Genomic DNA, 22,583 nt, shown 5'->3' with positions numbered 1-22,583 from the left:
CGGCGCGCATGAAGCTGGTGCTGGCCAGCAGCAACGCCGGCAAGCTGGTCGAACTGCGCGACCTGCTCGGCGATGCGCGGATCGAACTGCACGCGCAGTCCGAATTCGGCGTGGAGGATGCCGAGGAAACCGGCCTCACCTTCGTCGAGAACGCGCTGTTGAAGGCACGTCACGCCGCGCGCGCCACCGGCCTGCCGGCGCTTGGGGACGACTCCGGCCTCTGCGTCGACGCGCTCGACGGCGCACCGGGCCTGTACAGCGCCCGCTATGCAGGTGGCCACGGCGACAGCGCGGCGAACATCGCGAAACTGCTCGCCGCGCTGCGCGACGTGCCGGAGGCGGCGCGCACCGCGCGCTTCGTCTGCGTGCTCGCGGTGCTGCGCCACGCCGAGGATCCACAGCCGCTGATCGCCGAGGGCGTCTGGGAAGGCCGCATTCTCGATGCGCCGCGCGGCAGAGGCGGCTTCGGTTACGACCCGGTCTTCTTCGATCCCGCGCGCGCCATGGGCGCGGCCGAACTCGACGCCGCACTGAAGCACCGCATCAGCCATCGCGGCATCGCGCTGGCGCGGCTGCGCGACGCGCTGCTCGCGGCGATCCGGCGGTCCTGATGCTGGGGCTGTTGCCGCTGTCGCTGTACGTGCATCTGCCGTGGTGCGTGCGCAAATGCCCGTACTGCGATTTCAATTCGCACGAATACCGCGACGGTCGCGGCGGTCCGCCGTTCGAGGCCTACGTCGACGCGCTGCTGGCGGATCTCGATGTCGATCTGCCGCTGGTGTGGGGCCGCAGCGTGCACAGCGTGTTCTTCGGCGGCGGCACGCCCAGCCTTTTTCCGGCGGCGGCGATCGATCGCTTCCTGCAGGGCGCGAGCGCGCGCCTGCGCTTCGCGCCGGGCTGCGAGATCACGCTCGAAACCAATCCCGGGACCGCCGAACACGGGCGGTTCGAGGATTACCGGCGCGCCGGCGTGAATCGCATCTCCTTCGGCATCCAGAGTTTCGACGACGGCTGCCTGCAGCGCCTCGGCCGCATCCACGACAGCGGCCAGGCCGACGCCGCGGTGAAGCTGGCGCAGGATGCCGGGTTCGACAATCTCAATCTCGACCTGATGTACGCGCTGCCCGGGCAGACGCTGGCGATGGCCGAACGCGATCTGGAACGCGCGTTCGCGCTGCAGCCCGCGCACATCAGTCATTACCAGCTGACGCTGGAACCGAACACCGTGTTCGCCGTGCGCCCGCCGGCAGGGCTGCCCGACGAGGATGCGGCTTGGGACATCCAGGAACACTGCCAGGCGCGGCTGGCCGAGGCGGGGTTCGCGCAGTACGAGATCAGCGCCTATGCGCGTCCGGGCCGGCAGTGCGCCCACAACCTGAACTACTGGCGCTTCGGCGACTACCTCGGGATCGGCGCCGGCGCCCACGGCAAGCTCACCCTGCCGGCCGCGGAAGGCGAGGGCGAGGGCCGGATTCTGCGGCGCTGGAAGCACAAACATCCCGCGACCTATCTGGCCCAGGCCGGGACCGCGGCGGCGATCGGCGGCGACAGCGAGATTCCGCCGGCGCAGCGGCCGTTCGAGTTCATGCTGAACGCCCTGCGGCTGCGGGAAGGCTTCGCCCTGAACGCCTTCGAGACCCGCACCGGCCTGCCGCGGTCGGCCATCGCCGCGCCGCTGGCCCGCGCAGTCGATGCCGGCTGGCTGGTCGTGGCCGGGGATCGCGTCGCGCCGACCGAGGCCGGGCTGCGTTTCGCCAACGATGCGATTTCTCTGTTCCTGACCGGCGAAGATGCCGATGGGACGGTGTCCGCATGAGCCCGTCGGACCCGTGCGACCGGGAGATGCTGCGTTGCAGCAATTGGCTCGCGGGTGCCCGGCATGTTAAGAAATGCGGTTATCGTCGCACTTCGACAGGCTGAGATGGCTGCGCCCACCGACCCCCAGGACACCGCGCCAAGGACTTTGGCCTCTGCCGGATTGCCCCGCCGGGTGCGGCGCACGCTGGAGCGCGCGCTGACCCTGTTCAGCGAGGAACTGGAGAAGAATCTCGTTTCGGCGGTCACCGAGTTCGAGGAAGAGCTGTTCCGTCTCGCCGATCGCGGCGGCACCACCGGCGGCGGCGCCAAGACCGATTACATGCACACGCTGCGCGTGGTGCGGCTCAATCGTCACGATCTGGTGCCGCGTTTCATGCAGTTGATCGAGGCCGGCCTCGCCGGCCTGCGCAAACCGTCGTTCCTGTCGATCCCCGCGCGTCCGGTGCCGGTGCCTTCGGCGTCGGTGAATTTCCGCAACCTCAGCCTCGTCGACGAATCGATGATGGACGAAGGCGCGGTACTGCACGAAATCGCTTCCCGCCAGGAGTCGCGCGCCAATCTGGTGCTGCACCTGCTCGGCCAGCGTTTCGCGGTGCTGGCCGCGGCCCCGGCGTTCGACAGCGAGCGCATTCCGCTGGGTCCGCAGGCGCTGTGCCGCGCGGTGCGCCACGCCACCGAGACCATGCAGCTCGATCACGGCGCGCGGCTGCTGTTCTATCGGATCTTCGATCGCCGGGTGATGACGCTGTACGCGCCGCTGTGCGAGAAACTCGATGCGCTGCTGCTGGAAGAGGGCGTGCTGCCCGGACTGAGCTACGTGCCCATGCGCACGCGGGCTTCCGGCGTCGCCGAGGAGGGCAGCGATGCCGCCTCGACAAGCCGATCGGGCGAGCGCGAACAGGATCCGGCTGCGCGGTCCACGCGGTCCGGCGGTCCGTCCGGCGGTTCGGCACGCATGGGCGCCGCAGGCGGCACCGGCGTCCGCGCGTCGGGTCAGCCCGGCGGATCCGGCGGGCCGGGCCCGTCCGGTTCCTCAGGCGGGGGCGGTCCCTTCGGCCAGTCCGGTGCGTTCGGACAGCCTGGCGCGTTCGGACAGCCCGGTCAGCCCGAACAGATGGAGGCGTCCGGTTTCGATGGCGGCCAGAGCGGCGGTCAGGGCCATGCCGATGGCGGTTACGGCAGCGGTGGTTACGGCAGCGGCAATTACGGCGGCGGCAGCGGGCATGGCGGCAGCGGCTCGGGCGGCCGCGCCGGCGAGTCCGCGCCTTACGACGCCAACCGTCCGCATACCGTCTGGATGGGCCAGCCGCTTCCCGCCGCGGCGGTGGACGAACAGAAGGCCTTCCACGATCTGCAGCAGTTGCTGACCCAGCGACGCGCGCAGACCGAGCGCCTGAACCCGATTCCGCCCGGACAGCGCCCCGAAATCTCGATCGCCACCCGCGACCTGCTGCAGACCCTCGGCCGGATGGATGCCGAGCCGACGCTGCCCGGTGGCCACCATCCCAGCATCGCCGACATCAAGCAGTCTCTGCTGGCGCAGGCGCGACAGCAGCACGGCAAGCCGGTGGCGCTGGCGCCCAGCGACAGCGACACCTTCGATCTCGTCGGGCTGCTTTACAACCATCTGCAGCGCGAGATCCGCGACGACGCGCCTGCCGCGGCGCTGGTCAAGCGCATGCAGCTCACCCTGCTGCGCGTTGCGCTGCAGGACCGCAGCTTCTTCGTGCGTCCCAACCACCCGGCGCGGCAACTGCTCAGCACGGTCTCGGAAACCGCGGCGAAGTGGCTGGCCGACGACGATATCGATCCGGCTCTGCTGGCGCCGCTGCAGCAGGCGGTGACCCACGCGGTCAAGAATTACGACGGCGGCCTCGAAGTCTTCGAGCAGAGCAACAAACAGCTGCAGGCGCACATCGACACCCAGGTGCGCCGCGCCGAAACGCTCGAAAAACGCCACGTCGAGGCCGCCCGCGGCAAGGAAAAGCTCGAAGCCGCGAAACTGCGCGCCGAACAGGTGCTCAGCGAGACCATCGGCGAAGCGCCGCTGCCGAAATTCACCCGCGCGCTGTTGAACCAGGCCTGGGCCGATGTGCTCACGCTCACCTTCCTGCGCCACGGCGAGGGTTCGGAAGAGTGGAACCGGCAGATCGATGCGACCCGGCAGGTCGTGGCCGCCTGCACCCATCGCGACGGCGATGCGGAACATCCGGCGCTGAAGTCGCACGTCGAGGCCGCGCTCAAGCAGGTCGGTTATCATGACGCGGAAGCCGACGTCATCGCCCGGCGCCTGTCGAGCAGCCTGCGCGACGACGAGGACGGCGAATCCCGCACCGAGCTGACCATGAAGCTCAAGGCGCGCGTGCGCCTGGGCGAGGAAAGCCAGAAGGCGCGCAAGCCCGACCTGCCGTCGCGTTCGCCGCACGAACAGGAATGCTACGAGCAACTGCGTCTGCTGCCGTTCGGCACCTGGATCGAATTCGTCACCAACCAGCAGGGCGACGTGGTCCGCCGCCGCATGTCGTGGTTCAGCCCGGTCACCGGCAATGCGCTGTTCGTCAATCAGCGCGGTCAGCGCGTGGGCGAACATTCGCTCGACAGCCTCGCGCGGATGATGGCCAAGGACCAGGTACGCATCGTCACCGCCCAGCGCGCCGGCCTGGTCGACCGCGCCTGGCACGCCGCGCTCAACGCGCTGCGCAGCCTCACCGGCCGTCGCGACGATCAGGAGAGCGACGACGGCAGCGTCGATGTCGCGGTGCGCTCCATGCCCGCCGAACCGCTGGAGGATTTCGCGATGGACGCCGCCGACGCGCGCTCCGCGCCCAGCGTGCCCGTAGCCGGCATGTCCGTGCCCGGCATGTCCGCGGTCGAACCCTATCCCGGCCTGATCGGCGACGAATCCGCGCCGTTGCCGCGAGGTAACGCCTGATGAGCAGCAAGGAACACCGGCGCTCGCCGCGGCGCAAGGTCGCCGAGACCGTGATCGTCGCCGACACCATGACCGAAGAGATCGTCGGCCGCATCGGCAATCTGTCCGAAGGCGGGATGTTGCTGATGGCGAGCGTGCCGCTGACCGAAGACGCGCTCTACCAGTTCCGCTTCCGCCTGCCGGGCGTGGACGGCGCCGATATCGAGGCCGGCGCGCACCTGCTGTGGAGCGATCGCGCCAGTTCGCCCGGGCAGTCCTGGGCGGGCTTCCGCTTCATCGCGATGACCGACGTCCACCGCGAGGCGCTTCATGCCTGGGTCGAAGCGCCCGGCGCACACTACGACTGAGCCGCCGCGACGGCCCGCCGCCCGGCAGGTGCGGCGTCGGCGCGGAAGGGCGATTTCCCCCACTCTTCGCAGCGAATCTTGCCCATGTCCGCAGATCTGTCCCGCCTCTACGCCGAACATCTCGCCACCCTGCGCGCCCGCGCCGACATCGCGCTGGAGCGCGGCGGCTTCGCGCACCTGGTCGTGCCCAGCGGCACCGCGCACTACCAGGTCTTCGACGACCGCGATTATCCGTATGCGGTGAATCCGCACTTCAAGGCGTGGCTGCCGATCACCCAGGCACCCGGCAGTTGGCTGGTGTACACCCCGGGCGAGCGTCCGCAGCTGATCTTCCTGCAGCCGCACGATTACTGGCACGTGGTGCCGGAAGCGCCGAGCGGCGAGTGGGTCGAGCATTTCGACATCCGCATCATCCGCAACGCCGAAGACGCCAAACAGCATCTGCCCAGGAACGCCGCGCGCTGCGCCATCCTCGGTGAGGCGCAGAGCGCGCTCGGCCAGTACGGCGCGTTCGCGCCGAACAATCCGCAGCCGGTCCTCGACTACCTGCACTACCATCGCGCGTTCAAGACGCCGTACGAAATCGCGATGATGCGCGAGGCCACCCGTGTCGGCGTGCGCGGCCATCGCGCCGCCGAGCGCGCGTTCCGCAGCGGCGCCAGCGAGTTCGGCATCCATCTCGCGTACTGCCAGGCCGCGCGCCAGGACGCCAACGACCTGCCGTACAACAACATCATCGCGCTCAACGAACACGGCGCGGTGCTGCACTACACCGACCGCGACCGCATGGCCCCGCGCCAGGCGCGCAGTTTCCTGATCGACGCCGGTGGCAGCCATCGCGGTTACGCCTGCGACATCACCCGCACCTACGCGGCGGACCCGGGCGGCGAATTCCAGGCGATGATCGACGCGGTCGACGCCGCTCAGCTCGGGATGTGCGCGCAGGTCCGCGCCGGCACCGACTACAAGCGCATCCACCTCGACGCGCACCTCGCGCTCGCGCGCATCCTCCTCGATTTCGAACTGATCCACGTCGCGCCCGACGTCGCGGTCGAAACCGGCGTCAGCAGCGCCTTCTTCCCGCACGGCATCGGCCACGGCATCGGCCTGCAGGTGCACGATGTCGCCGGCTTCGCCGCCTCCGACAGCGGCGGCAGCATCGCCAAACCCGACGGCCATCCTTACCTGCGTCTCACCCGCGTCCTCGAGCCCGGCATGGTCGTCACCATCGAGCCCGGCATCTACTTCATCGACATGCTGCTCGAAGCGCTGAAGAACAAAGGCCTCGGCCCGAGCGTGAACTGGGACCGCGTCGCGCAGTTCAAGCCCTACGGCGGCATCCGCATCGAGGACGATGTGGTGTGCACGGAAGGCGATGCGGTGAATTTGACGCGGGAAGGGTTTGCGGTGGGATTCACTTGATGACTGCTCGCGATAATCAGAATTTTGAACCGCTGAAAATATAACTGCTGCTGATTAACAAGGAGGCTGTGATGCAGTTCATTGAATGGCTGGCTGCACTGGATTCAACTCTTACTGCAGCTTTGGCGGCTACGCTCGCTGGAATGAGTCTCACGGCAGCATCTCTTCTTGCTAATCTGGTCAAAAATCAGGTTGAAAGAGCGGAAAAAATCAGGGATTCCTTCAAAAAACAAAAAGAAAGCTGGGATGATGGGGAGCTTGATGGTAGTGCGAAAAAAGACGCGTCCAAAAAAATCATTCTGAAATATAAAAATCAGTATGAGCTTGCTCAGCAGGGAGACAAGGCTCTCAACTCTGTTCTGCTGGCTTTCGGTGCCTTTGCGGTTAATCTTGTCGAGTCGATCGCTTTCGATCCCAGTGTCGAGGCAAGTTTGGGGGTTGAAACTCGGCACATAAAAGAATCTTTGGCTGTGAATTATCCCATTCTTATCGATGTCGGAATTTCTGCTACTACTATGGCGATAGGGATTGGATTGTTGATTAGGGCTGCATTTAAAATTAATAAAGTTGGGGCGGAGCAGGTAAAAATTCTGAAGTCGCCAGAATCCTTAGATTGAACTGCAAGTCCGCATGGTGCATAAGCGAAAGGCCATGCGCCTTCTGACGTTTCCGGTGAGGCTTCCACCGAATGACGCATGACGCCTTCGGCTGATGCGCCCGACGGTCCTGGTGCCTGCTCGTTGGCACGACGAGAGCAGAAGAGCGTTGCGACTTGCGTCGCTCCTGCGAAAAGCTTGGTGCATGCGTTCGGCGCGAAGACCAAACGCGCTTTGCACTCGACTTCGGACAGCATGAACCGCAGGCAGCGGATGCCTGCGCGGTTTCGCCCGTGTTCGGGCGACAGAAAATTTTTTCCGACCGAGGTCCGGATCGTTCCCGCCATCCCGTTCGGGATGGCGATGTGTTCTGCGGGCGCCGTGCTGCCGTCGGTTCGACGGCAGGCAGCGGCCTGGACGTATCCATGCGACCCGATGCCGTCATCGGGCCACGCCACCCGAATCGGATTCTCTCAACGGAAGGAATTTCCATGCACCTGCGTGTCCTCACCTACAACGTCCAATGCCGCCCGATCTTCGACAACGTCGACAATGAAGCCCGCGCCGAAGAGATCGCGAAGCGCATCGACACCTCGCCTCGGGACTTCGACATCGTCTGCCTGAACGAGGTCTTCGACGAAGACGCCCGCGAGAAATTCGTCGCCGGGCTCAAGACGAAATATCCGCATTACGTCGAGCGCATCGGCGGCGACCGCGGCTTCGCGTCGTCGCTGGCGTCCACCGACAATGCGGGCTACGTCGCGCTCGCCGTCGGCTTCCAGGCGCTCACGCTGGGCCTGCTCGAAGTTTTCGGCAAATCGCAGGACAGCGGATTGATGCTGTTCAGCCGCTTTCCGTTCGACACCCAGCCCAGCCCGGACGATGCCGCGGCGACGGTGCCGGCCCTCAACTGGAAGCCCTATTCGGAGCGCACCGACGACGATGCCACGTCCGAAAAGGGTGCGTTGGCGGTCCGGCTGCTGCTGCCCGGCGGCGACAAGTACGTCGTCAGCCTCACCCACATGCAGGCCAGTCCCAAGGACGACGAGGAGTACGCCGATGTCCGGTTGTCCCAATTCACCGAAGCGTGGGACAACCTGAAGCCGCTGATTTCCGAAGGCAATCGCGAATACGATTTCGTCCACTGCGGCGACGTGAACGTGAACGGCGCGATGACGCTGCCGGATGCGGGCGACGCCGGCAGCGAATGGAAAGCGCGGTTTTCGCAGCCGATGAGTGGCCCCGCGGATTACTGGGATGCGATCGCGTTCGAGCAGAGCCCGCATCTGTGGGAGGCCACCAGCGCGACGCTGATTCATCCGAAGGACCCCGGCATCACCGCGCCCACCGCCAACGGCGATCGCCGTTACGACTACTTCCTCACCAGGCCCGGCACCGGCAATCGCAGCCTGCAGCATGCCTTCATCGACCATGCGCTGTGCGTGCCGGTGAAGAACCCGCCGTTCATGAGCGACCATTGGCCGGTGGTCGCCGACATGCTGCCCGATCATCGCGGTCCGGGCACCAGCGCCGCGCGCGGAATCCCGGTGATCTGCGACGAGACTTCGCCGAGCTTCGGCACCAGCGGCCGGCTCCGTGCCGGCGAAATCGACTGGTTCTGCGTGCTCAGGCCGGGCACGTACGAATTCGCGACCTTCGGCGCCGATCTCGAACTGTACGGCGAGGACAACCTCAGCCGGCCGCTGGCGGTGTACCAGACCCTGGATCGCGGCGCCGAACGCAGCGTCAAGTATCTGCTGCCCGATGCGCCGATCTTCGTGAAGATGCAGTCTGCCGATCGCCATGCGAGGGCGGATTACGCGTTGAACGTCCGCCGCTATCTCGGCACCAGCCTGCGCGATGCGATCGGCCTGGTGCGGCGCAGGGAGGCAACGTCGAGCCATCGCGTCGGTGCGCCGAACAGCGCCTACGAATGCCGTCTGGGCGATGGCGAATCGATCGCGGACGCGCGTTACTTCGAGTTCGACGTGCTGCCCACGACGAGCGGAAGGCCGCAGCGGATCCGGCTGAGCGGCGCGTCCAGCAGCGGCGGTGCGCCGATGCGCCTGATCGTCGGGCAGGAAGTCGCGCCCGACGTGCTCGATGTCGTGGCCAACACCGCTTTCGGCACCGGCGCGTTTTCGCTCTCCGCCGAGCTGAAGCCGGGACATTATTTCGTGGTCGTACAGCGCCAGCCGGGCGGTGGTTTCGCCGGTTCCGACTTCTCGCTGTCCTGGGATTCGGATGTGTCGATCCTCTACATGCCGGCCGCCTACGAGCGTGTGCCCGGCCCGGACGAGTTCAATCCACTGGCCGGACTGCCGCCGCCGGACGGCATCAAGTTGTCGTGCATCGAGGAAACCGACAGTCCCTTCGACGCGGGTTCGGACGATATCGCCCTGGAACTGTTCGCCGATGGCGTCAGCGTGGCGGTCATTCCGAACCGCGAGATCGGCAATTTCGATACCGGCGATATCCGCTGGCTGGATCCGTGGCTGTCGTCGCCGGTGACGTACGTCGATCGTCTGGAACTGAAGTTCTTCGAGGAAGATACGTTCGTCGACGATCTCGGCAGCCTCGAATTCCCGGTCGCGGCGAAATATCGCGGCGGCGGGCGCCCGATCGTCAGGGCGCTCGGTGGCGGTGCGGTCGTCGTCGCCGAACGCGTGGATTTCAGCGGCGGCACCTACGAGGTGAAGTTGACGCTGGGCTGACCTCACGGCCCGTGCGGCGCGAACCGCAGCCCTATGCGCCGGGCTGCGGTTTTCGCGATTTTTCGCGGGCTTCGCGGTGTGCGGTTTCGGCGAGGACCTTGAACTGGCGTTCGCGCTTGAGCCACAGCTCGTTGCCCGCATCTTCCTCGGCTTCGGTGTCCGGAATCTGGCCGAAGGCGATCCGCATCGGCGCGGCGCGCTGCGACAGCGCGTTCTGCATCGCGCCGAAATACAGCGCGTTGTTGCCGTAGCGCTGGTTGATCTTGTCGAGCACGGCGCTCATGTCGCGGCTGCGGCGGCGTTCGGTCATCAGTTCGCCACTGACGCTGCCGCGCTGCTCCAGATGGACCAGTGTGACTGAGACCGACAGCGGCGGATGGCGCTTTTCCTTCCAGCGACCGCTGGCGAGCGCGCGCTCCAGCGCTTCGAGTTCGCGGCCGAGCAGTTTGAGCAGGGTGGGCGTATCGTCGATCGGCGCGAACGACAGATCGCGCTCGAAGCGCTTGTCCATGCCGACGAAACGGATGCGGATGGCCAGGCCGCCGGCGAGGAATTCCTCCTTGCGCAGCCGCATCGCGGCCTTCGCCAGCAGTTTGAACAGCACCGATCGCGCGCCTTCGTAGCTGCGCAGCTCCGGCCCGAGCACGTGCGAATGACCGACCGAACCGCGCTCGGTTTTCCGCTCCGGCAATTCGAAGCCGCGCAATTGCAGCCAATAGCGATCGCCCTCGATGCTGCCCCAGGCGGCGCGCAGATGTTCGCGGTTCGCGGCGCAGAGCTGTTCGACGGTGCGGATGCCGGCGCGATGCAGACGCTTCTCCATCGACGGCCCGATGCCGCAGAAATCGCGCAATTCCAGCGCGTGCAGCCGATGCGGCAGATCCGCCAGTTCCAGCACGGTCAACCCGTCCGGCTTCTGCATGTCGGAGGCGGTCTTGGCCAGGAACTTGTTCGGTGCGATGCCGATGGAGCAGCCGATGGCGTCGAAGCCATGATCGAGCAGGCTGCGCTTGATGTTGCGCGCGATCGCGACCGCGTTCTCGCGCCGGCGTTCGCGCCCGATCAGCCAGCACGGCACTTCGTCGATGGACTCGCGCGTGCCGAGCGGAATGCAATCTGCGATCGCGGCCATCATCCGGTGATGCACCTCGACATAGCGCGCCGGCCGCGCCAGGATGATCGCGATGTCCGGACACTTCTGCCGCGCTTCCCACACCGGCGTGCCGGTCTTCACGCCGAAGGCCTTGGCCTCGTAGCTGGCGGCGATGCAGCAGGTGGTCTCGGCCATCACCGGCACCACGCCTACGGGACGACCGCGCAGGCGCGGGTCGTCCTGCTGTTCGACCGAGGCGAAGTAGGAATTGAAGTCGACGAAGAGGCAGCGCAGGGTCATGGGCGGGTCGCAGAGAGTCGAAGCGGGGTCTGCGGCACGTCCGCCCCAACGGCGCGTGCGGGTGATGCGGCGCCCGGTCGCCGGACCGGGCAAGGCGATTATGGCACCGTCCGGGGACCCCCGGCGGCGGCGATCGGATGCGAGGATGAACGGCGCCCGGGCTGGCGCCGTCGCCGGCTGGAGTGCGGCGGCGGGATGTGCCCATACTCGGCCCGAATCCACGAGAGGGGACGTGCCATGGGGTCCAGAGCCGTGCTTGCGGTCGTGTTGACGGTGCAACTGATGGCGGCGGGCGTCGCCGCGGCGAGCGGTGTCAATGGAATCAACGGTGGAATGCCGAACCGCATTTCCATGAACGTCACGGTATCCAAGCCGACCCAGAGCGCCACCTTCGGCGAGAAGGTCAACGCCGGGTTGCACGCCGCCGGCAGCGCCGTGGTCCAGGGCGCCAGTCTGACGGTGGTCTGCGGCGGCACGATCTGCGCGGTGGCGCTCCCGGACGGCAGCGGCTATCGGGCGAATCTCGATGACATGACGCTGACCCCGCAGACGAAGGAGCAGGCCACCGCTTCGATGCCGGGCAGCGCGGTTCCCGGTGCGGGCATCGTCTCGGCCGCCGTGTCCTCGGTCGGCACGCGCAGCGCCGGAAGCGGTGCGGCCGCGGCCTCCTACGCCGCGACCGGACGTCAGGCCGCGCCCGCGCCGCTCGCCAGCCGTCGCCGCGACGCCGGCAACATCGACGTTACCGAGCCGCTGGTCGACGGCGAGTACGTGCTGACCCTCGTGGTGGAGAAGGCGACCAGCGGCCTGAAGGACACGCTGAAGACGCAGGTGCGCATGGCCACGCCGCCGCGGATCCGCATCGACATGGTCTTCAGCGTGGAGGGTGGCGTGCTGAAGGTGAGGCACGACACCGCGAAGAACACGATCGGCAACATCCGGTGACCGCGCTGCTCTACTGACCGCGATGGTCTCCGGGGTTAGAGCACCGCTGGTGGCTCGCCGCCGACGATCACCACGTCGGCCGGGCGACGGGCGAACAGACCGACGCTGACCACGCCGGGAATCTGGTTCAGATCGCGCTCCATGCCGACCGGATCGACGATGGCGAGGCCGTGCACGTCGAGGATCCAGTTGCCGTTGTCGGTGACCACGCCGTCGCGCCAGACCGGCTGGCCGGCGGTGAGGCGGACGATCTCGCGCGCGACCAGGCTGCGCGCCATCGGCACGACTTCCACCGGCAGCGGAAAACGGCCGAGCACGCCGACCTGTTTGCTCGGGTCGACGATGCAGACGAACTTCGCGCTGGCCTCGGCGATGATCTTCTCGCGGGTGAGCGCGGCGCCGCCACCCTTGATCAGGCGCTTGTGCGGATCGCATTCGTCGGCGCCGTCCACGTACAGCGCCAGCGGGCCGGTGGCGTTGAGATCGAGCACGTCGATGCCGTGGCCGCGCAGGCGCGCGGTGCTCTGGTCGGAGCTGGACACCGCGCCCTGGATGCGGTGTTTGAAGCGGGCCAGACCGTCGATGAAGTAGGCGACGGTGGAGCCGGTGCCGACGCCGACGATCATGCCGTCTTCGACGTATTCGAGGGCTTTTTCGGCGGCGAGGCGCTTCGCTTCGGACATGGCGTGGATCACTCGAGGGACAGGATGGTTTTCCACTGCGCGGCGGTGACCGGCAGCACGGAGAGGCGGTTGCCCTTGCGGATCAGCGCGAAATCCTCGCCGAGCTTTTCGGCCTGCCCGCGGATGTCGTCGAGCGTGATCGCGCGCTTGAGCGTGCGCACGTAGCGCACGTCCACCAGATCCCAGCGCGGCTGTTCGCGGGTCGACTTCTCGTCGAAGTATTTCGACTTGCGGTCGAACTGGGACGGATCGGGGTAGGCCGCGCTGGCGACTTCGGCGAGGCCGTAGACGCCGGGCACCTCGGCGTTGGAGTGATAGAACAGCACGCCGTCGCCGAGCTGCATCGCGCGCATGAAATTGCGCGCCTGGTAGTTGCGCACGCCGGTCCAGGGTTCGACCTTCACGCGGGCGAGATCGTCGATCGAGAAGTCCTCGGGTTCGGACTTCATCAGCCAGTAGCGGGTGCGGGTGCTCATGCGGCGTGGCGGCTCGGTGTGAACGTGTCGGTTTCGGTGCAGACCGCGTCCAGCGGCACATCCCAGGCTTCGGCCGGCAGCGCGTCGCAGCGCTGGACCGAGAAGCCCGCGCCGACCAGCCAGGGCGGCGCCGCGCGGTCGCGGCGGAAGGCGAGGGTGCGATCGTACCAGCCGCCGCCCATGCCCAGCCGGTGCCCGGCGGGATCGAACCCGACCAGCGGGGTCACGATCAAGGCCATGGCCGCGGCCGGCAACGGTTCGGCGGATGCGGGTTCGGGGATGCCGTAGCGGTTGGCGACGAGGTCTTCGCCCGGCCGCCACGGCGCGAACCGGAGCACGCCGTCGTCGCCCAGCACCGGCAGGCAGTAGCGCACCTCGGGCGGCAGCCGCAGTTGCCAGACGTGCAGCGCGATTTCGCCGTCCATCGCCCAGTAGCCGGCGACATGCCCGGTGGTGGGCGCGAACGGCAGCGCCGACAGGCGCGCGGCGAGGGCTTCGGCGCCGGCGATGCGGGTCGCGGGCGGCAATCGCCGGCGGCGCTCGCGCAGTTCGCGGCGCAGCGCGTCGCGCGCCGTGGCGGTGGCTTCGGTCATCGGTGCGCCGCGTGGGGAGGAATGCTGATCGGGCGCACATTGTGCGGCATGCGCGGCAGCGGTTCCAGAAAACGCGGGCCGCGATCTTTCGCTGCATTCGCTGGCGTGGTCGCGAAGGGGGGAATGCCGTGCTCCGAAACGCAAAAACCCGCGCCGGTGAGCGCGGGTCTCGCGAAAAAATGCATCCTCCGCCATGACGATGCGTGCTAAACGACCTTGAACCCGGGGTTCAAGTGGGAACGCTCTGGCTCCATCGGGCTTCCCGCAGCAAGGCGGACATGCACTCCCGGATTCCGTTGCATTCCCGTGGTCGTATTTAAGGGCCAAGGTGAATGTTTGGCACGCTGTCGACCAGGGCAGAGGACGCAGACGAAGTATAGGCGCACGTCGCGGCAGTGCAAGCGCCTTCGGTCTCGGTTCCGTTCAGCGTGAACACGATGATCGAGCGGCGATGCGCATCGCATGCGTTTTCATGCGCATTCCTCATGCGCCAATCGCCGTGTGTCGCAAGATCCGCGGGAATGCGCCGCGAGGCGCGCGCTGCGGTTCAGTCCGTGGACGGCAGTGCGTCGAGCTTGCGGTTCAGCTCGGCGAGCGTGCGTGTCAGTTCGCGATCGCGCGCGCGGTGTTCGTTGCGCAGTTGTTCGAGTTCGTGCGCGAGGTTGAGCGCGGCGAGCACGGCGACGCGATCGACCGCGGCCATGCGGTTGCTGCCGCGCACTTCGCGCATCTTGGTTTCGAGCAGGCGCGCGGCCGCGAGCAGGCTCTCGCGTTCGTCGGGATCGACGCCGACAGTGTACTCGCGGTCGAGAATGCGGATGTTGACCGCTTCGCTCATGGACGACGGCTCACGTGTGCTGTTCCAGCGACTTCAGGCGGGCGATCATCGCCTCCACGCGCGATCTCGCCTGTTCGTTCTTCGCCAGCAACTGCGACCGGTCGTTGGCCAGTTGTTCCTGCTGCAGGCGCAGGCTGCGGTTCTCCTCGCCGAGGCGCTGCACGCGCTGGGCGAGGGCATCGACCTTGGCGGCCAGGGCGCGCAGTTCGGCGAGGGTATCGGCGGGATCCATGTCGGGCACGATAGGCAGGCCTCTGTCGGGGGTCAAGCGCGGTCGTCGCGGGCGGCCGCCGGTGTGCGGGCCGGATCGTCGGGCATGCCGCCGGTGGCGCCGTGACCGATCATGCCGTGACCGATGGCGGCCGGGCTCCACTCGCGGATGAACCGCAGGCAGCTTTCGGGATCGACCGGCCGCGACAGCCAGTGGCCCTGGATCTCGTCACAGCGGAAGTGATCGAGGAACCGCAGCTGGGTTTCGCTTTCCACGCCCTCGGCGACCACGGTCAGGCCCAGCGAGTGGGCCATGGTGATCACGGTGGTGGTGATCGCGGTGTCGTCCGGGTCCCGGTTCAGGTCGGTGATGAAGGTCTTGTCGATCTTCAGCGTGGTGATCGGCAGGCGCTTGAGATAGGCCAGCGACGAATAGCCGGTGCCGAAGTCGTCGATCGCCAGGGAGACGCCCATTTCGCGCAGCGCCTGCAGCTTGGCGGCGGTCTGCTCGGCGTTGGCCATGAGCACGCTCTCGGTCAGCTCCAGCTCCAGCGCATGCGGCGGCAGCCCCGTTTCGGTCAGGGCCTTGCGTACGCTCTCGGAGAAATCGCCGCGCAGCAGTTGCAGCACCGAAACGTTCACGGCCACGGTGAGGTCGGTCATCCCGGCCTGGCGCCAGCGCTGCAGGGTGCGGCAGGCATCGAGCAGCACCCACTCGCCGATCTCCAGGATCAACCCGCTCTCCTCGGCCAGCGGGATGAACTGGATCGGCGGGATTTCGCCGTACTCCTCGCTGGTCCAGCGCAGCAGCGCCTCCACGCCGGTGATGCGGCGGGTGGTCAGCGACAGCCGCGGCTGGAACACCAGCCGCAGTTCGCCGCGGTCGAGCACCTTGTGCAGCGCGCTGGAGAGCTGAGCGCGCCGGCGGTTGGCGATCTCCATGCTGTCGTCGTAGCGCACGAAGGTGCGACGCCCGGCGGCCTTGGCCTGGTACATCGCGGTGTCGGCCTGCTTCAGAAGTTCGGTCGGCACCTGACCGTGGTCCGGATACAGGCTGATGCCGATCGAGGGCGAGATCACCACTTCCTGGCGGTCGTCCAGCACCAGCGGCGCCTCGAAGGCCATGATGATCTCGCGCGCGATCTTGTCGGCATCGGCCGGCTGATCGAGATTCTCCAGGACCACGGTGAACTCGTCGCCGCCGAGGCGGGCGACGGTCTGGTGTTCGCCGACGGTTTCCTGCAGGCGCATCGCCGCCGCGCGCAGGATGCGGTCGCCGGCGGTGTGGCCCAGCGAGTCGTTGATGTCCTTGAAGCGATCGAGATCGAGGAACAGCACCGCGATCCGGTGGTTCTGCCGGCGCGCCCGCACGATCGCCCGCGACAACCGCTCCGACAGCATCGCGCGGTTCGGCAGATTGGTGAGCGTGTCGAAATTGGCGAGATAGCGCAGCTTCTGCTCGGCGCGCTTCTGCTGGGTGATATCGGTGATCACGGCGATGTACAGCCGGTGTTCGCCGTAGATGCCTTCGGTGGAACTGGATTCGATCGAGCAGAGGAATTCCTGGCCGTTCTTGCGCCGCTGCCACATCTCGCCGGCCCAGTGGCCTTCGGTCACCAGCTTCTGGCGAATGCGGTTGTAGAAGGCGACGTCGTGCTGGGTGCTGTCCAGCAGACTGGCGCTCTGGCCGATGACTTCGCGTTCGCTGTAGCCGGTGGTGCGGGTGAAGGCGGGATTGATCGAGATGAAATTGAAGTCGCGGTCGAGCACCGCGACCGATTCGTTCATGCTGCGCAGCACCGCGATGGCGATCCGGCGCTCGCGTTCGGCCTGGCGGACCTTGGTGATGTCGCGCGCGGTGCCGGCGATGCGCCGGACCTTGCCGTCGGGCCCGCTTTCCACCGCACGGCCGCGCGCGCGCACCCACAGCCACTCGCCGCGCGGATCGAGGATGCGATGTTCGGAAATGAAGAATTCGGCCTCTCCGCGCAGATGGGCGCGGAGCTTGGCTTCGACCTGCGGCAGGTCGTCGTGGTGGATGCGATGGTCGCTTTCGGTCGTCGACATCACCTGCAGGTCGGACCGGTTGCTGCGCGAGTCCACCCAGGTGCGCCGCATGTGCCGGGTTTTCAGGTCGTAGTCCCAGTACTGCTCGGAGGAAGCCCACAGCGCCAGCTTCAGCCGGTCCTCGCGTTCGCGCAGCTGGGCGGTATGGCGCTTGTCGCCGCGTACCCGACGGCTCCAGACGAACAACAACACCGCGCCCAGCACGCCGGCCAGTGCCAGCGAGGCGAAGAGCTGCAGTTCCACCGAATCCGACACGAGGCCCCCCGGGTACCTCTGACGAAGCCGCCAGTGTACGGGCTGTGACGGGGGTTGAAAAACGATCCTTGCCAGCGTCGGCCGCGACGGCCGCCGATCGCGGTTCGGGCCACCGGCCCGGCGCAGGACGTGCCGGCGGCGAAGCGGTGCCGTTGTACACTGCCCGCCTGTCGCAGAGGCGACCGCGCCACGAATCCGACCGCATCCACCCGACCGCATGGTGTCCGACCGCATGATGTCCGCCCAGCCCAGCCCGGTCCTGCCCGACGTCGACGACATCGAGGAGGCGGTGCGCGCCCAGGGTCTGGGCGTGGGCGCCTGCGAACTGCACGGCGCGCTGTGCGGCTGGTTGGCCGGCGGCGGCGCCGATTCCCCGCGATGGCTGGCCCAGGTCCTGGCCGACGACAGTCTGCCCGCGCCGGGTGCCGGCAGCCCGCTGGATCGCCTGCGCACGGCGAGCGTGGCCCAGATGGAAGACCGCGAGTTCGACTTCGATCTGCTGATGCCCGATGCCGACGCCTCGCTGGAGGTGCGCAGCAGCGGCCTGTTCGACTGGTGCCGCGGTTTCCTCGGCGGATTCGGCCTGGCGGCCGGCGCCAAACCGCCGCTGTCCGAGGAAAGTCTCGAGGCGCTGACCGATCTGGCCAAACTCGCCGCCGCCAGCCCGCAGGAGGACGGCGACGAGGACGACGAAGCCGCGCTGGCGGAGATCGAGGAGTTCGTGCGCGTCGCCGCGCTGCTGCTGCATGGCGATTGCGCCATGGCGGCCCGCCATCGCCGCCAACTGCATTGAGCCGACTTCACACGCAGGCATGACCCACACCGGCATCTCCGCACAGGCCTACGCCCGTCGCCGCCGCCAACTGATGCGGATGGCCGGCGACGACGCCATCGTCGTGATCCCGTCGGCCCCGGAACGCATCCGCAGCCGCGATACCCATTACCCGTACCGGCAGGATTCCGATCTCTGGTATCTCTGCGGTTTCGCCGAGCCCGAAGCGGTGCTGGTGCTGATTCCCGGGCGTCGGCACGGCGAGGCCCTGCTGTTCTGCCGCGAGCGCGATCCCGAGCGCGAGGGCTGGGACGGCCCGCGCGTCGGTCCGGAAGGCGCGGTGGACGCGCTCGGCATGGACGATGCCTATCCGATCGACGATCTCGACGAGATCCTGCCCGGCCTGCTCGAAGGTCGCACCCGCGTCTACTACCACTTCGGCCGCGACACCGATTTCGATCTCAAGCTGATCGGCTGGCTCAACCGGGTGCGCGCGCAGGTGCGGATGGGTGCGCAGCCGCCTCACGAATTCCTCGAACTTGGCCATCTGCTCGACGAGATGCGCCTGTTCAAGGATCGCGAGGAGCTGAAGCTGATGCAGCGCGCCGCCGACATCAGCATCGAGGCGCATCGCGTCGCGATGCGCGCGGCCAGGCCCGGCATCCACGAATACGAACTGCAGGCCGAAATCGAGCGCGTGTTCCGCCGTCACGATGCCGAGCCGGCCTACGGCAGCATCGTCGGCGCCGGCGTCAACGGCTGCGTGCTGCATTACCGCGCCAACAACGCCCAGGCGAAGGACGGCGCGCTGGTGCTGATCGACGCGGGCGCCGAGTATCGCGGCTATGCCGCGGACATCACCCGCACCTTCCCGGTCAACGGTCGTTTCACGCAGGAACAGCGCGCGCTGCACGATCTGGTCGGCGAAGCGCAGCGCGCGGCGCTGGCGCAGGCGCGGCCCGGCGTGCCGTACGAAGCCGGTCACCACGCGGCGGTGGAAACCCTGACCGAAGGCCTGCTGAAGCTCGGACTGCTCAAGGGCGGGCTGGAGAAGAACATCGCCGAGGGTCACTACAAGCGCTTCTACCGGCACAAGACCGGCCACTGGCTGGGCCTCGACGTGCACGACGTCGGCGAGTACCGCCTCGACGGCGAATCGCGCCTGCTCGAACCGGGCATGGTGTTCACGATCGAGCCCGGTCTGTACATCTCCGCCGACGACAAGGGCGTGCACGAGAAGTGGCGCGGCATCGGCATCCGCACCGAGGACGATGTCCTGGTCACGAAGGACGGCCACAAGGTGCTGACCGAAGGGCTTGCCCGCAGCGCGGACGAGATCGAAGCGTTCATGGCGGAGCGCTGAGCGTCTCGGTGTCGTCTGCGCATGGGCGGCGCATCGCCGCCTTCATTCGGGAGACGCGGCGTCATCCATGGTCGCCGCGGACTGCCTGCACAGCGCGTCGACGGCTTTCAGCAGCGTGGGCAGGCGATGCGCGCCGTGCATCGCGCGCACCGATGCCTTCGCGTTTTCCGGAGGCATGCCGGCGCAGGTGACGTACAGCGGCCGGCGGCTGCCGCCACGCAGGACTTCGCTATCGGGCCCGATACCGACGAAGGCGGTCTTGGCGACGCCGATCACCGGAATCCGACCGTCCAGGGCGTCGAACAGATGCCGGCCAAGCCCCGGCCGGCCGTCATGACCGAGCACGACATGGCCGTCGATCACGATGCACCCGGGCGTCAGCGCGTGTTCCTGCAGCAGGCCGAGGATGCAGGGCAGTTCGCGGCGGTAGAACGCGCCGGGCACGTAGTCCTCGACGTGGTCGAAGCGGCTGATGCATGTCGCCGCGGGCTCCGCGTCCGTCCAATCCCCGAACAGCACGCCGGCCGCGATGGCGCCGCGGGCCGGGTAATGGACGTCGACGGCGAGAATCATGGCGTGCGCGATGGCCTGTCGAGCCCGATGCCGAGTTGCGCGAGCTTGCGTGCAAATCCTTCCACGGTATTCAGCGTATGCGTGAATCCGCCATCTTCGTGCCTGTACGAAATCAATCCGCCATCGGGCAAACGGACGACCAGAACCGGATCCCTGCAGGCAGGCACGCGGAATTCACGGGGCGATGCCGTGTCGCCGACGAGATCCGAGGGTGCGATCGAGGTGCGCCCCGTCTCAAGGACGAACCGCCCAGGGCAGTTGCGAATTTCCTCCCAGGGCCATGCCGCCTTCAGTGCAGCGAAGTCGTCCATGGGATTCACATCGCACGCGACCCATCCGGATTGTGCTCGATCATCCACAGCCCGCCCCAGAGTTTGAGATCGAGTTCGTAGCCTTCGCGCTGCTTCTGCATCAGCCATGCCGGGGCCTGCGCGCGCGGCACGGTGTGCACGAGGATGTCTTCGTTGTCGACGCCGCCGCCGTCGCCGACCTTTTCCAGATCGCGGGCGCGGACGAAGGCGATGCGTTCGTTGCTCATGCCCGAGGAGGTCGGTCCGATCAGCAGCACCTCGACCCGATGCGGATGCCAGCCCGTCTCTTCGACCAGTTCGCGCCGTGCGGCGTCTTCCAGGGTGTCGTGGGCGTGATCGTCGCCGACCAGGCCGGCGGGCATCTCGATGGTGCGCGCGCCCAGCGGCACCCGGTATTGCTCGACGAACAGCACCTCGTCGTGCGGCGTCACCGCGACGATGATCACCGCCATGCCGCCGGCGCCGTGGCTGCGTTCGCAGTATTCCCAGGTGCCGCGGCGCTTCATGCGCAGCCATTTGCCGTCGTACAGCGTTTCGTCGTGATCGGTCATTCGGGCCTCGGAATCCTGTCTCGGGTGCGGTGGGTCAGGTGTGGTCGCTCTGCGGCGCGTGCTCGGAAAAATCCAGCCCGCCCGCGGCGTACGCGCGTCGTCGGGTCATCGGACCGAAGCGCAGCGTGTCGCACAGCGCGCCCAGCGCGGACGGCTCGGCGTTCGCGCGATGGAAACGCGGCGCGGTGTCGCCCACGGGCGCATCGCAGTCGATGGTGGTGAGCTGGCGGAACAGCCGGGCATTGTCGCGGTGTTCGCGCAGTTTCGCCGCCGCCTGCGCGGCGCCGCGGAAACGCAGGAACTGCACTTCGTCGATCCGCGTCAGCAGGCTGTCGAGATCGCCGAAATGCGCCAGCAGCACCGCCGCGGTCTTGGCGCCGATGCCGGGTACGCCGGGGATGTTGTCCACCGCGTCGCCGCTGAGCGCGAGGTAGTCGGCGATCTGGTGCGCCTCCACGCCGTGCCGCGCCTTCACGCCGTGCACGCCCCAGCGCTGGTTGCGGGCGTAATCCCACTGTTCGTCGCCGATGTGCAGCAGTTGCGACAGATCCTTGTCGGCGGACAGGATGATGCCGCGATGCCCGGCATCGCGCGCATGACGCAGCGCACTGCCGATCAGGTCGTCGGCTTCGTAATCGTGATGACCCAGGACGGTCAGCCCGAGCGCCGCGCACAGCGCCTTGCAATGCGCGAACTGCCGTTTCAGCTCGTCCGGTGCGGGGTCGCGGTTCGCCTTGTAGGCCGGGTACAGCCGGTTGCGGAAGCAGGAGTCCAGGGCTTCGTCGAACGCGACCGCGATGTGCTGCGGACGCTCGCGTTCGAGCACATCGAGCAGGAACCGCGCGAACCCCTGCACCGCGTTCGTCGGCCAACCGTCGGTGTCGCGGAACTCGTCCGGCATCGTGTGCCAGGCGCGGAAGACGTAAATGCTGGCGTCGATCAGATACACCGGCGGCGGTTCCGCGGTGTGCCGCGCCTGCGACGGGAGGTCGCGGTCGAGGATGTCGTCGTCTTCGTCGTTGTCGCGCGTGCCGGCACTCATCCCGCGGTCCAGTCGGTGAGCAGCGCGGCGGCATCCGGACGCTCGCGCTCCGGCGCTTCGCCCTGCTGGATCGTGCCGATGTGGATGAAGCCGACGACGACTTCGTCCTCGCCGATCCCCAGCCGCGAGCGGATCTCCGGGTCGTACGCGGCCCAGCCGGTCAGCCACTGCGCGCCGAAACCCATCGCCTGCGCGGCCTGGAGCAGCGCGAAACAGACGCAGCCGGCGGAGAGCAGGCGCTCCTGCACGGGAATTTTCGGGTCCGGGCCGAGTTTTGCGATGACGGTCACGATCGTCGGTGCGAAGGAGAACCGCATGCGGTCTTTCTCGATCACGCTGTCCGAAGCGTCCGGGTCGCGGGTCCGGCTGCGGGCGGCGAGCAGAGCGCCAAGACTGTGACGGGATTCGCCTTCGATCCTGAGAAACCGGAACGGTGTTCTTTTTCCGTGGTCGGGCACCCGCACCGCGGACTGCAACATCCGCAACAGAGTGGGGTGATCGGGGCCCGGCGCCCCAAGTTGTCGGCTTGCGACCGAGCGTCGCGCATCCAGTATCTGCAACATTCCGGGTGGATGATTTGAGATTGAGTTCACAGACTGACCGGTATGGTTTAAAAGATCGTAGCGCATCGGGACAAGGGCACATTGTCCCCGAAATCTCCCCCAAAACTTCCCCCGACATC

General features: G+C 67.4%; 22 protein-coding genes and 1 other RNA gene. 10 read left to right on the top strand and 13 right to left on the bottom strand.

The features are described from left to right. Positions 1-8: 8 nt before the first annotated feature. The 7 genes from rdgB (at position 9) to ABD974_RS17430 (ending at position 9,829) form a co-directional block, all read left to right on the top strand. On the top strand, positions 9-611 hold the full coding sequence (rdgB, locus tag ABD974_RS17460; protein WP_345304706.1) for an RdgB/HAM1 family non-canonical purine NTP pyrophosphatase: 603 nt from the start codon (positions 9-11) through the stop codon (positions 609-611). Then, positions 611-1,816, top strand: a complete 1,206-nt coding sequence (hemW, locus tag ABD974_RS17455; RefSeq protein ID WP_345304622.1) for a radical SAM family heme chaperone HemW — start codon at positions 611-613, stop codon at positions 1,814-1,816. Before rdgB ends, hemW begins: the two co-directional genes overlap by 1 nt. A 105-nt stretch (positions 1,817-1,921) precedes the next feature. Beyond that, complete coding sequence (locus ABD974_RS17450) at positions 1,922-4,750, top strand: DUF1631 family protein (RefSeq protein ID WP_345304621.1); 2,829 nt, start codon at positions 1,922-1,924, stop codon at positions 4,748-4,750. Beyond that, positions 4,750-5,097 (top strand): PilZ domain-containing protein, encoded by a 348-nt coding sequence (locus ABD974_RS17445; RefSeq protein WP_345304620.1) that lies wholly within the window; start codon positions 4,750-4,752, stop codon positions 5,095-5,097. Before ABD974_RS17450 ends, ABD974_RS17445 begins: the two co-directional genes overlap by 1 nt. 84 nt (positions 5,098-5,181) lie before the next feature. Continuing rightward, complete coding sequence (gene pepQ / locus ABD974_RS17440; RefSeq protein WP_345304619.1) at positions 5,182-6,519, top strand: Xaa-Pro dipeptidase; 1,338 nt, start codon at positions 5,182-5,184, stop codon at positions 6,517-6,519. Between the two features lie 71 nt (positions 6,520-6,590). Next, a complete protein-coding gene (locus tag ABD974_RS17435; protein ID WP_345304618.1) occupies positions 6,591-7,136 on the top strand; it encodes a hypothetical protein in 546 nt (181 codons plus the stop codon). Between the two features lie 470 nt (positions 7,137-7,606). Next, positions 7,607-9,829, top strand: coding sequence for an endonuclease/exonuclease/phosphatase family protein (locus tag ABD974_RS17430; RefSeq protein ID WP_345304617.1), 2,223 nt, complete (start codon positions 7,607-7,609; stop codon positions 9,827-9,829). Positions 9,830-9,860: 31 nt separating this feature from the next. Here ABD974_RS17430 and ABD974_RS17425 read toward each other — a convergent pair whose 3' ends face one another. Next, positions 9,861-11,222 (bottom strand): DNA polymerase Y family protein, encoded by a 1,362-nt coding sequence (locus ABD974_RS17425; RefSeq protein ID WP_345304616.1) that lies wholly within the window; start codon positions 11,220-11,222, stop codon positions 9,861-9,863. A 237-nt stretch (positions 11,223-11,459) separates the two neighbouring features. Here ABD974_RS17425 and ABD974_RS17420 point away from each other — a divergent pair, with 237 nt between their 5' ends. Further along, a complete protein-coding gene (locus tag ABD974_RS17420) occupies positions 11,460-12,167 on the top strand; it encodes a hypothetical protein (protein ID WP_345304615.1) in 708 nt (235 codons plus the stop codon). 35 nt (positions 12,168-12,202) lie between these two features. Here the strand turns inward: ABD974_RS17420 and rpiA are convergent, their stop codons facing one another. From rpiA to ABD974_RS17385, 7 genes are all read right to left on the bottom strand, one after another. Further along, positions 12,203-12,850, bottom strand: coding sequence for a ribose-5-phosphate isomerase RpiA (gene rpiA, locus ABD974_RS17415; protein WP_345304614.1), 648 nt, complete (start codon positions 12,848-12,850; stop codon positions 12,203-12,205). Between the two features lie 8 nt (positions 12,851-12,858). Beyond that, a complete protein-coding gene (locus ABD974_RS17410; RefSeq protein ID WP_345304613.1) occupies positions 12,859-13,326 on the bottom strand; it encodes an EVE domain-containing protein in 468 nt (155 codons plus the stop codon). After that, on the bottom strand, positions 13,323-13,919 hold the full coding sequence (locus ABD974_RS17405) for a 5-formyltetrahydrofolate cyclo-ligase (protein ID WP_345304612.1): 597 nt from the start codon (positions 13,917-13,919) through the stop codon (positions 13,323-13,325). Before ABD974_RS17405 ends, ABD974_RS17410 begins: the two co-directional genes overlap by 4 nt. 181 nt (positions 13,920-14,100) lie before the next feature. Continuing rightward, positions 14,101-14,285, bottom strand: a non-coding RNA gene (gene ssrS / locus ABD974_RS17400) — 6S RNA. Positions 14,286-14,466: 181 nt separating this feature from the next. Continuing rightward, positions 14,467-14,757, bottom strand: a complete 291-nt coding sequence (locus tag ABD974_RS17395; protein ID WP_345304611.1) for a cell division protein ZapA — start codon at positions 14,755-14,757, stop codon at positions 14,467-14,469. A gap of 10 nt (positions 14,758-14,767) precedes the next feature. Next, on the bottom strand, positions 14,768-14,989 hold the full coding sequence (locus ABD974_RS17390) for a TIGR02449 family protein (protein ID WP_345304610.1): 222 nt from the start codon (positions 14,987-14,989) through the stop codon (positions 14,768-14,770). Positions 14,990-15,021: 32 nt separating this feature from the next. Further along, positions 15,022-17,277 (bottom strand): putative bifunctional diguanylate cyclase/phosphodiesterase, encoded by a 2,256-nt coding sequence (locus tag ABD974_RS17385; protein ID WP_345304609.1) that lies wholly within the window; start codon positions 17,275-17,277, stop codon positions 15,022-15,024. Between the two features lie 247 nt (positions 17,278-17,524). On the opposite strand from ABD974_RS17385, the gene ABD974_RS17380 reads away from it, so the two are divergent. Then, a complete protein-coding gene (locus ABD974_RS17380; RefSeq protein WP_345304608.1) occupies positions 17,525-18,082 on the top strand; it encodes a UPF0149 family protein in 558 nt (185 codons plus the stop codon). A gap of 19 nt (positions 18,083-18,101) precedes the next feature. Continuing rightward, positions 18,102-19,424, top strand: a complete 1,323-nt coding sequence (locus ABD974_RS17375) for an aminopeptidase P N-terminal domain-containing protein (protein ID WP_345304607.1) — start codon at positions 18,102-18,104, stop codon at positions 19,422-19,424. A 42-nt stretch (positions 19,425-19,466) separates the two neighbouring features. On the opposite strand, the gene ABD974_RS17370 is transcribed toward ABD974_RS17375, so the two are convergent. Genes ABD974_RS17370 through ABD974_RS17350 form a run of 5 tightly spaced genes read right to left on the bottom strand, consistent with a single transcriptional unit; the run spans position 19,467 to position 22,530 of the window. Beyond that, entirely contained in the window at positions 19,467-19,997 is a 531-nt protein-coding gene (locus ABD974_RS17370; protein ID WP_345304606.1) for an endonuclease V, read from the bottom strand. Further along, positions 19,994-20,308: a hypothetical protein gene (locus ABD974_RS17365; protein WP_345304605.1), complete on the bottom strand. Its 315-nt coding sequence runs from the start codon at positions 20,306-20,308 to the stop codon at positions 19,994-19,996. Before ABD974_RS17365 ends, ABD974_RS17370 begins: the two co-directional genes overlap by 4 nt. 5 nt (positions 20,309-20,313) lie before the next feature. Further along, a complete protein-coding gene (locus ABD974_RS17360; protein ID WP_345304604.1) occupies positions 20,314-20,859 on the bottom strand; it encodes an NUDIX hydrolase in 546 nt (181 codons plus the stop codon). A gap of 34 nt (positions 20,860-20,893) precedes the next feature. Continuing rightward, the gene (locus ABD974_RS17355; protein WP_345304603.1) at positions 20,894-21,901 is read right to left on the bottom strand and encodes a 5'-3' exonuclease; all 1,008 of its coding nucleotides are present in this window, start codon (positions 21,899-21,901) and stop codon (positions 20,894-20,896) included. Beyond that, a complete protein-coding gene (locus ABD974_RS17350; RefSeq protein WP_425562728.1) occupies positions 21,898-22,530 on the bottom strand; it encodes a nitroreductase family protein in 633 nt (210 codons plus the stop codon). The genes ABD974_RS17355 and ABD974_RS17350 overlap by 4 nt, the downstream gene beginning before the upstream one ends. Positions 22,531-22,583: the final 53 nt, after the last annotated feature.

Origin of the sequence: Lysobacter hankyongensis (assembly GCF_039543145.1) — a bacterium.
GTDB classification, from domain to species: domain Bacteria; phylum Pseudomonadota; class Gammaproteobacteria; order Xanthomonadales; family Xanthomonadaceae; genus Lysobacter_I; species Lysobacter_I hankyongensis.
This window is presented reverse-complemented; position numbering and strand designations above follow the sequence as displayed.

Excerpts from the sequence above, each read along its gene's own strand:
- ABD974_RS17370 (WP_345304606.1), bottom strand. The coding sequence starts at position 19,997 with ATGATTCTCGCCGTCGACGTCCATTACCCGGCCCGCGGCGCCATCGCG.
- pepQ (WP_345304619.1), top strand. The coding sequence starts at position 5,182 with ATGTCCGCAGATCTGTCCCGCCTCTACGCCGAACATCTCGCCACCCTG.
- ABD974_RS17365 (WP_345304605.1), bottom strand. The coding sequence starts at position 20,308 with ATGGACGACTTCGCTGCACTGAAGGCGGCATGGCCCTGGGAGGAAATT.
- ABD974_RS17435 (WP_345304618.1), top strand. The coding sequence starts at position 6,591 with ATGCAGTTCATTGAATGGCTGGCTGCACTGGATTCAACTCTTACTGCA.
- ABD974_RS17350 (WP_425562728.1), bottom strand. The coding sequence starts at position 22,530 with ATGCGCTACGATCTTTTAAACCATACCGGTCAGTCTGTGAACTCAATC.
- ABD974_RS17445 (WP_345304620.1), top strand. The coding sequence starts at position 4,750 with ATGAGCAGCAAGGAACACCGGCGCTCGCCGCGGCGCAAGGTCGCCGAG.
- ABD974_RS17380 (WP_345304608.1), top strand. The coding sequence starts at position 17,525 with ATGTCCGCCCAGCCCAGCCCGGTCCTGCCCGACGTCGACGACATCGAG.
- ABD974_RS17360 (WP_345304604.1), bottom strand. The coding sequence starts at position 20,859 with ATGACCGATCACGACGAAACGCTGTACGACGGCAAATGGCTGCGCATG.
- rdgB (WP_345304706.1), top strand. The coding sequence starts at position 9 with ATGAAGCTGGTGCTGGCCAGCAGCAACGCCGGCAAGCTGGTCGAACTG.
- ABD974_RS17430 (WP_345304617.1), top strand. The coding sequence starts at position 7,607 with ATGCACCTGCGTGTCCTCACCTACAACGTCCAATGCCGCCCGATCTTC.
- ABD974_RS17390 (WP_345304610.1), bottom strand. The coding sequence starts at position 14,989 with ATGGATCCCGCCGATACCCTCGCCGAACTGCGCGCCCTGGCCGCCAAG.
- ABD974_RS17420 (WP_345304615.1), top strand. The coding sequence starts at position 11,460 with ATGGGGTCCAGAGCCGTGCTTGCGGTCGTGTTGACGGTGCAACTGATG.
- ABD974_RS17450 (WP_345304621.1), top strand. The coding sequence starts at position 1,922 with ATGGCTGCGCCCACCGACCCCCAGGACACCGCGCCAAGGACTTTGGCC.
- ABD974_RS17405 (WP_345304612.1), bottom strand. The coding sequence starts at position 13,919 with ATGACCGAAGCCACCGCCACGGCGCGCGACGCGCTGCGCCGCGAACTG.
- ABD974_RS17355 (WP_345304603.1), bottom strand. The coding sequence starts at position 21,901 with ATGAGTGCCGGCACGCGCGACAACGACGAAGACGACGACATCCTCGAC.
- ABD974_RS17395 (WP_345304611.1), bottom strand. The coding sequence starts at position 14,757 with ATGAGCGAAGCGGTCAACATCCGCATTCTCGACCGCGAGTACACTGTC.
- hemW (WP_345304622.1), top strand. The coding sequence starts at position 611 with ATGCTGGGGCTGTTGCCGCTGTCGCTGTACGTGCATCTGCCGTGGTGC.
- ABD974_RS17375 (WP_345304607.1), top strand. The coding sequence starts at position 18,102 with ATGACCCACACCGGCATCTCCGCACAGGCCTACGCCCGTCGCCGCCGC.
- ABD974_RS17425 (WP_345304616.1), bottom strand. The coding sequence starts at position 11,222 with ATGACCCTGCGCTGCCTCTTCGTCGACTTCAATTCCTACTTCGCCTCG.
- ABD974_RS17410 (WP_345304613.1), bottom strand. The coding sequence starts at position 13,326 with ATGAGCACCCGCACCCGCTACTGGCTGATGAAGTCCGAACCCGAGGAC.
- rpiA (WP_345304614.1), bottom strand. The coding sequence starts at position 12,850 with ATGTCCGAAGCGAAGCGCCTCGCCGCCGAAAAAGCCCTCGAATACGTC.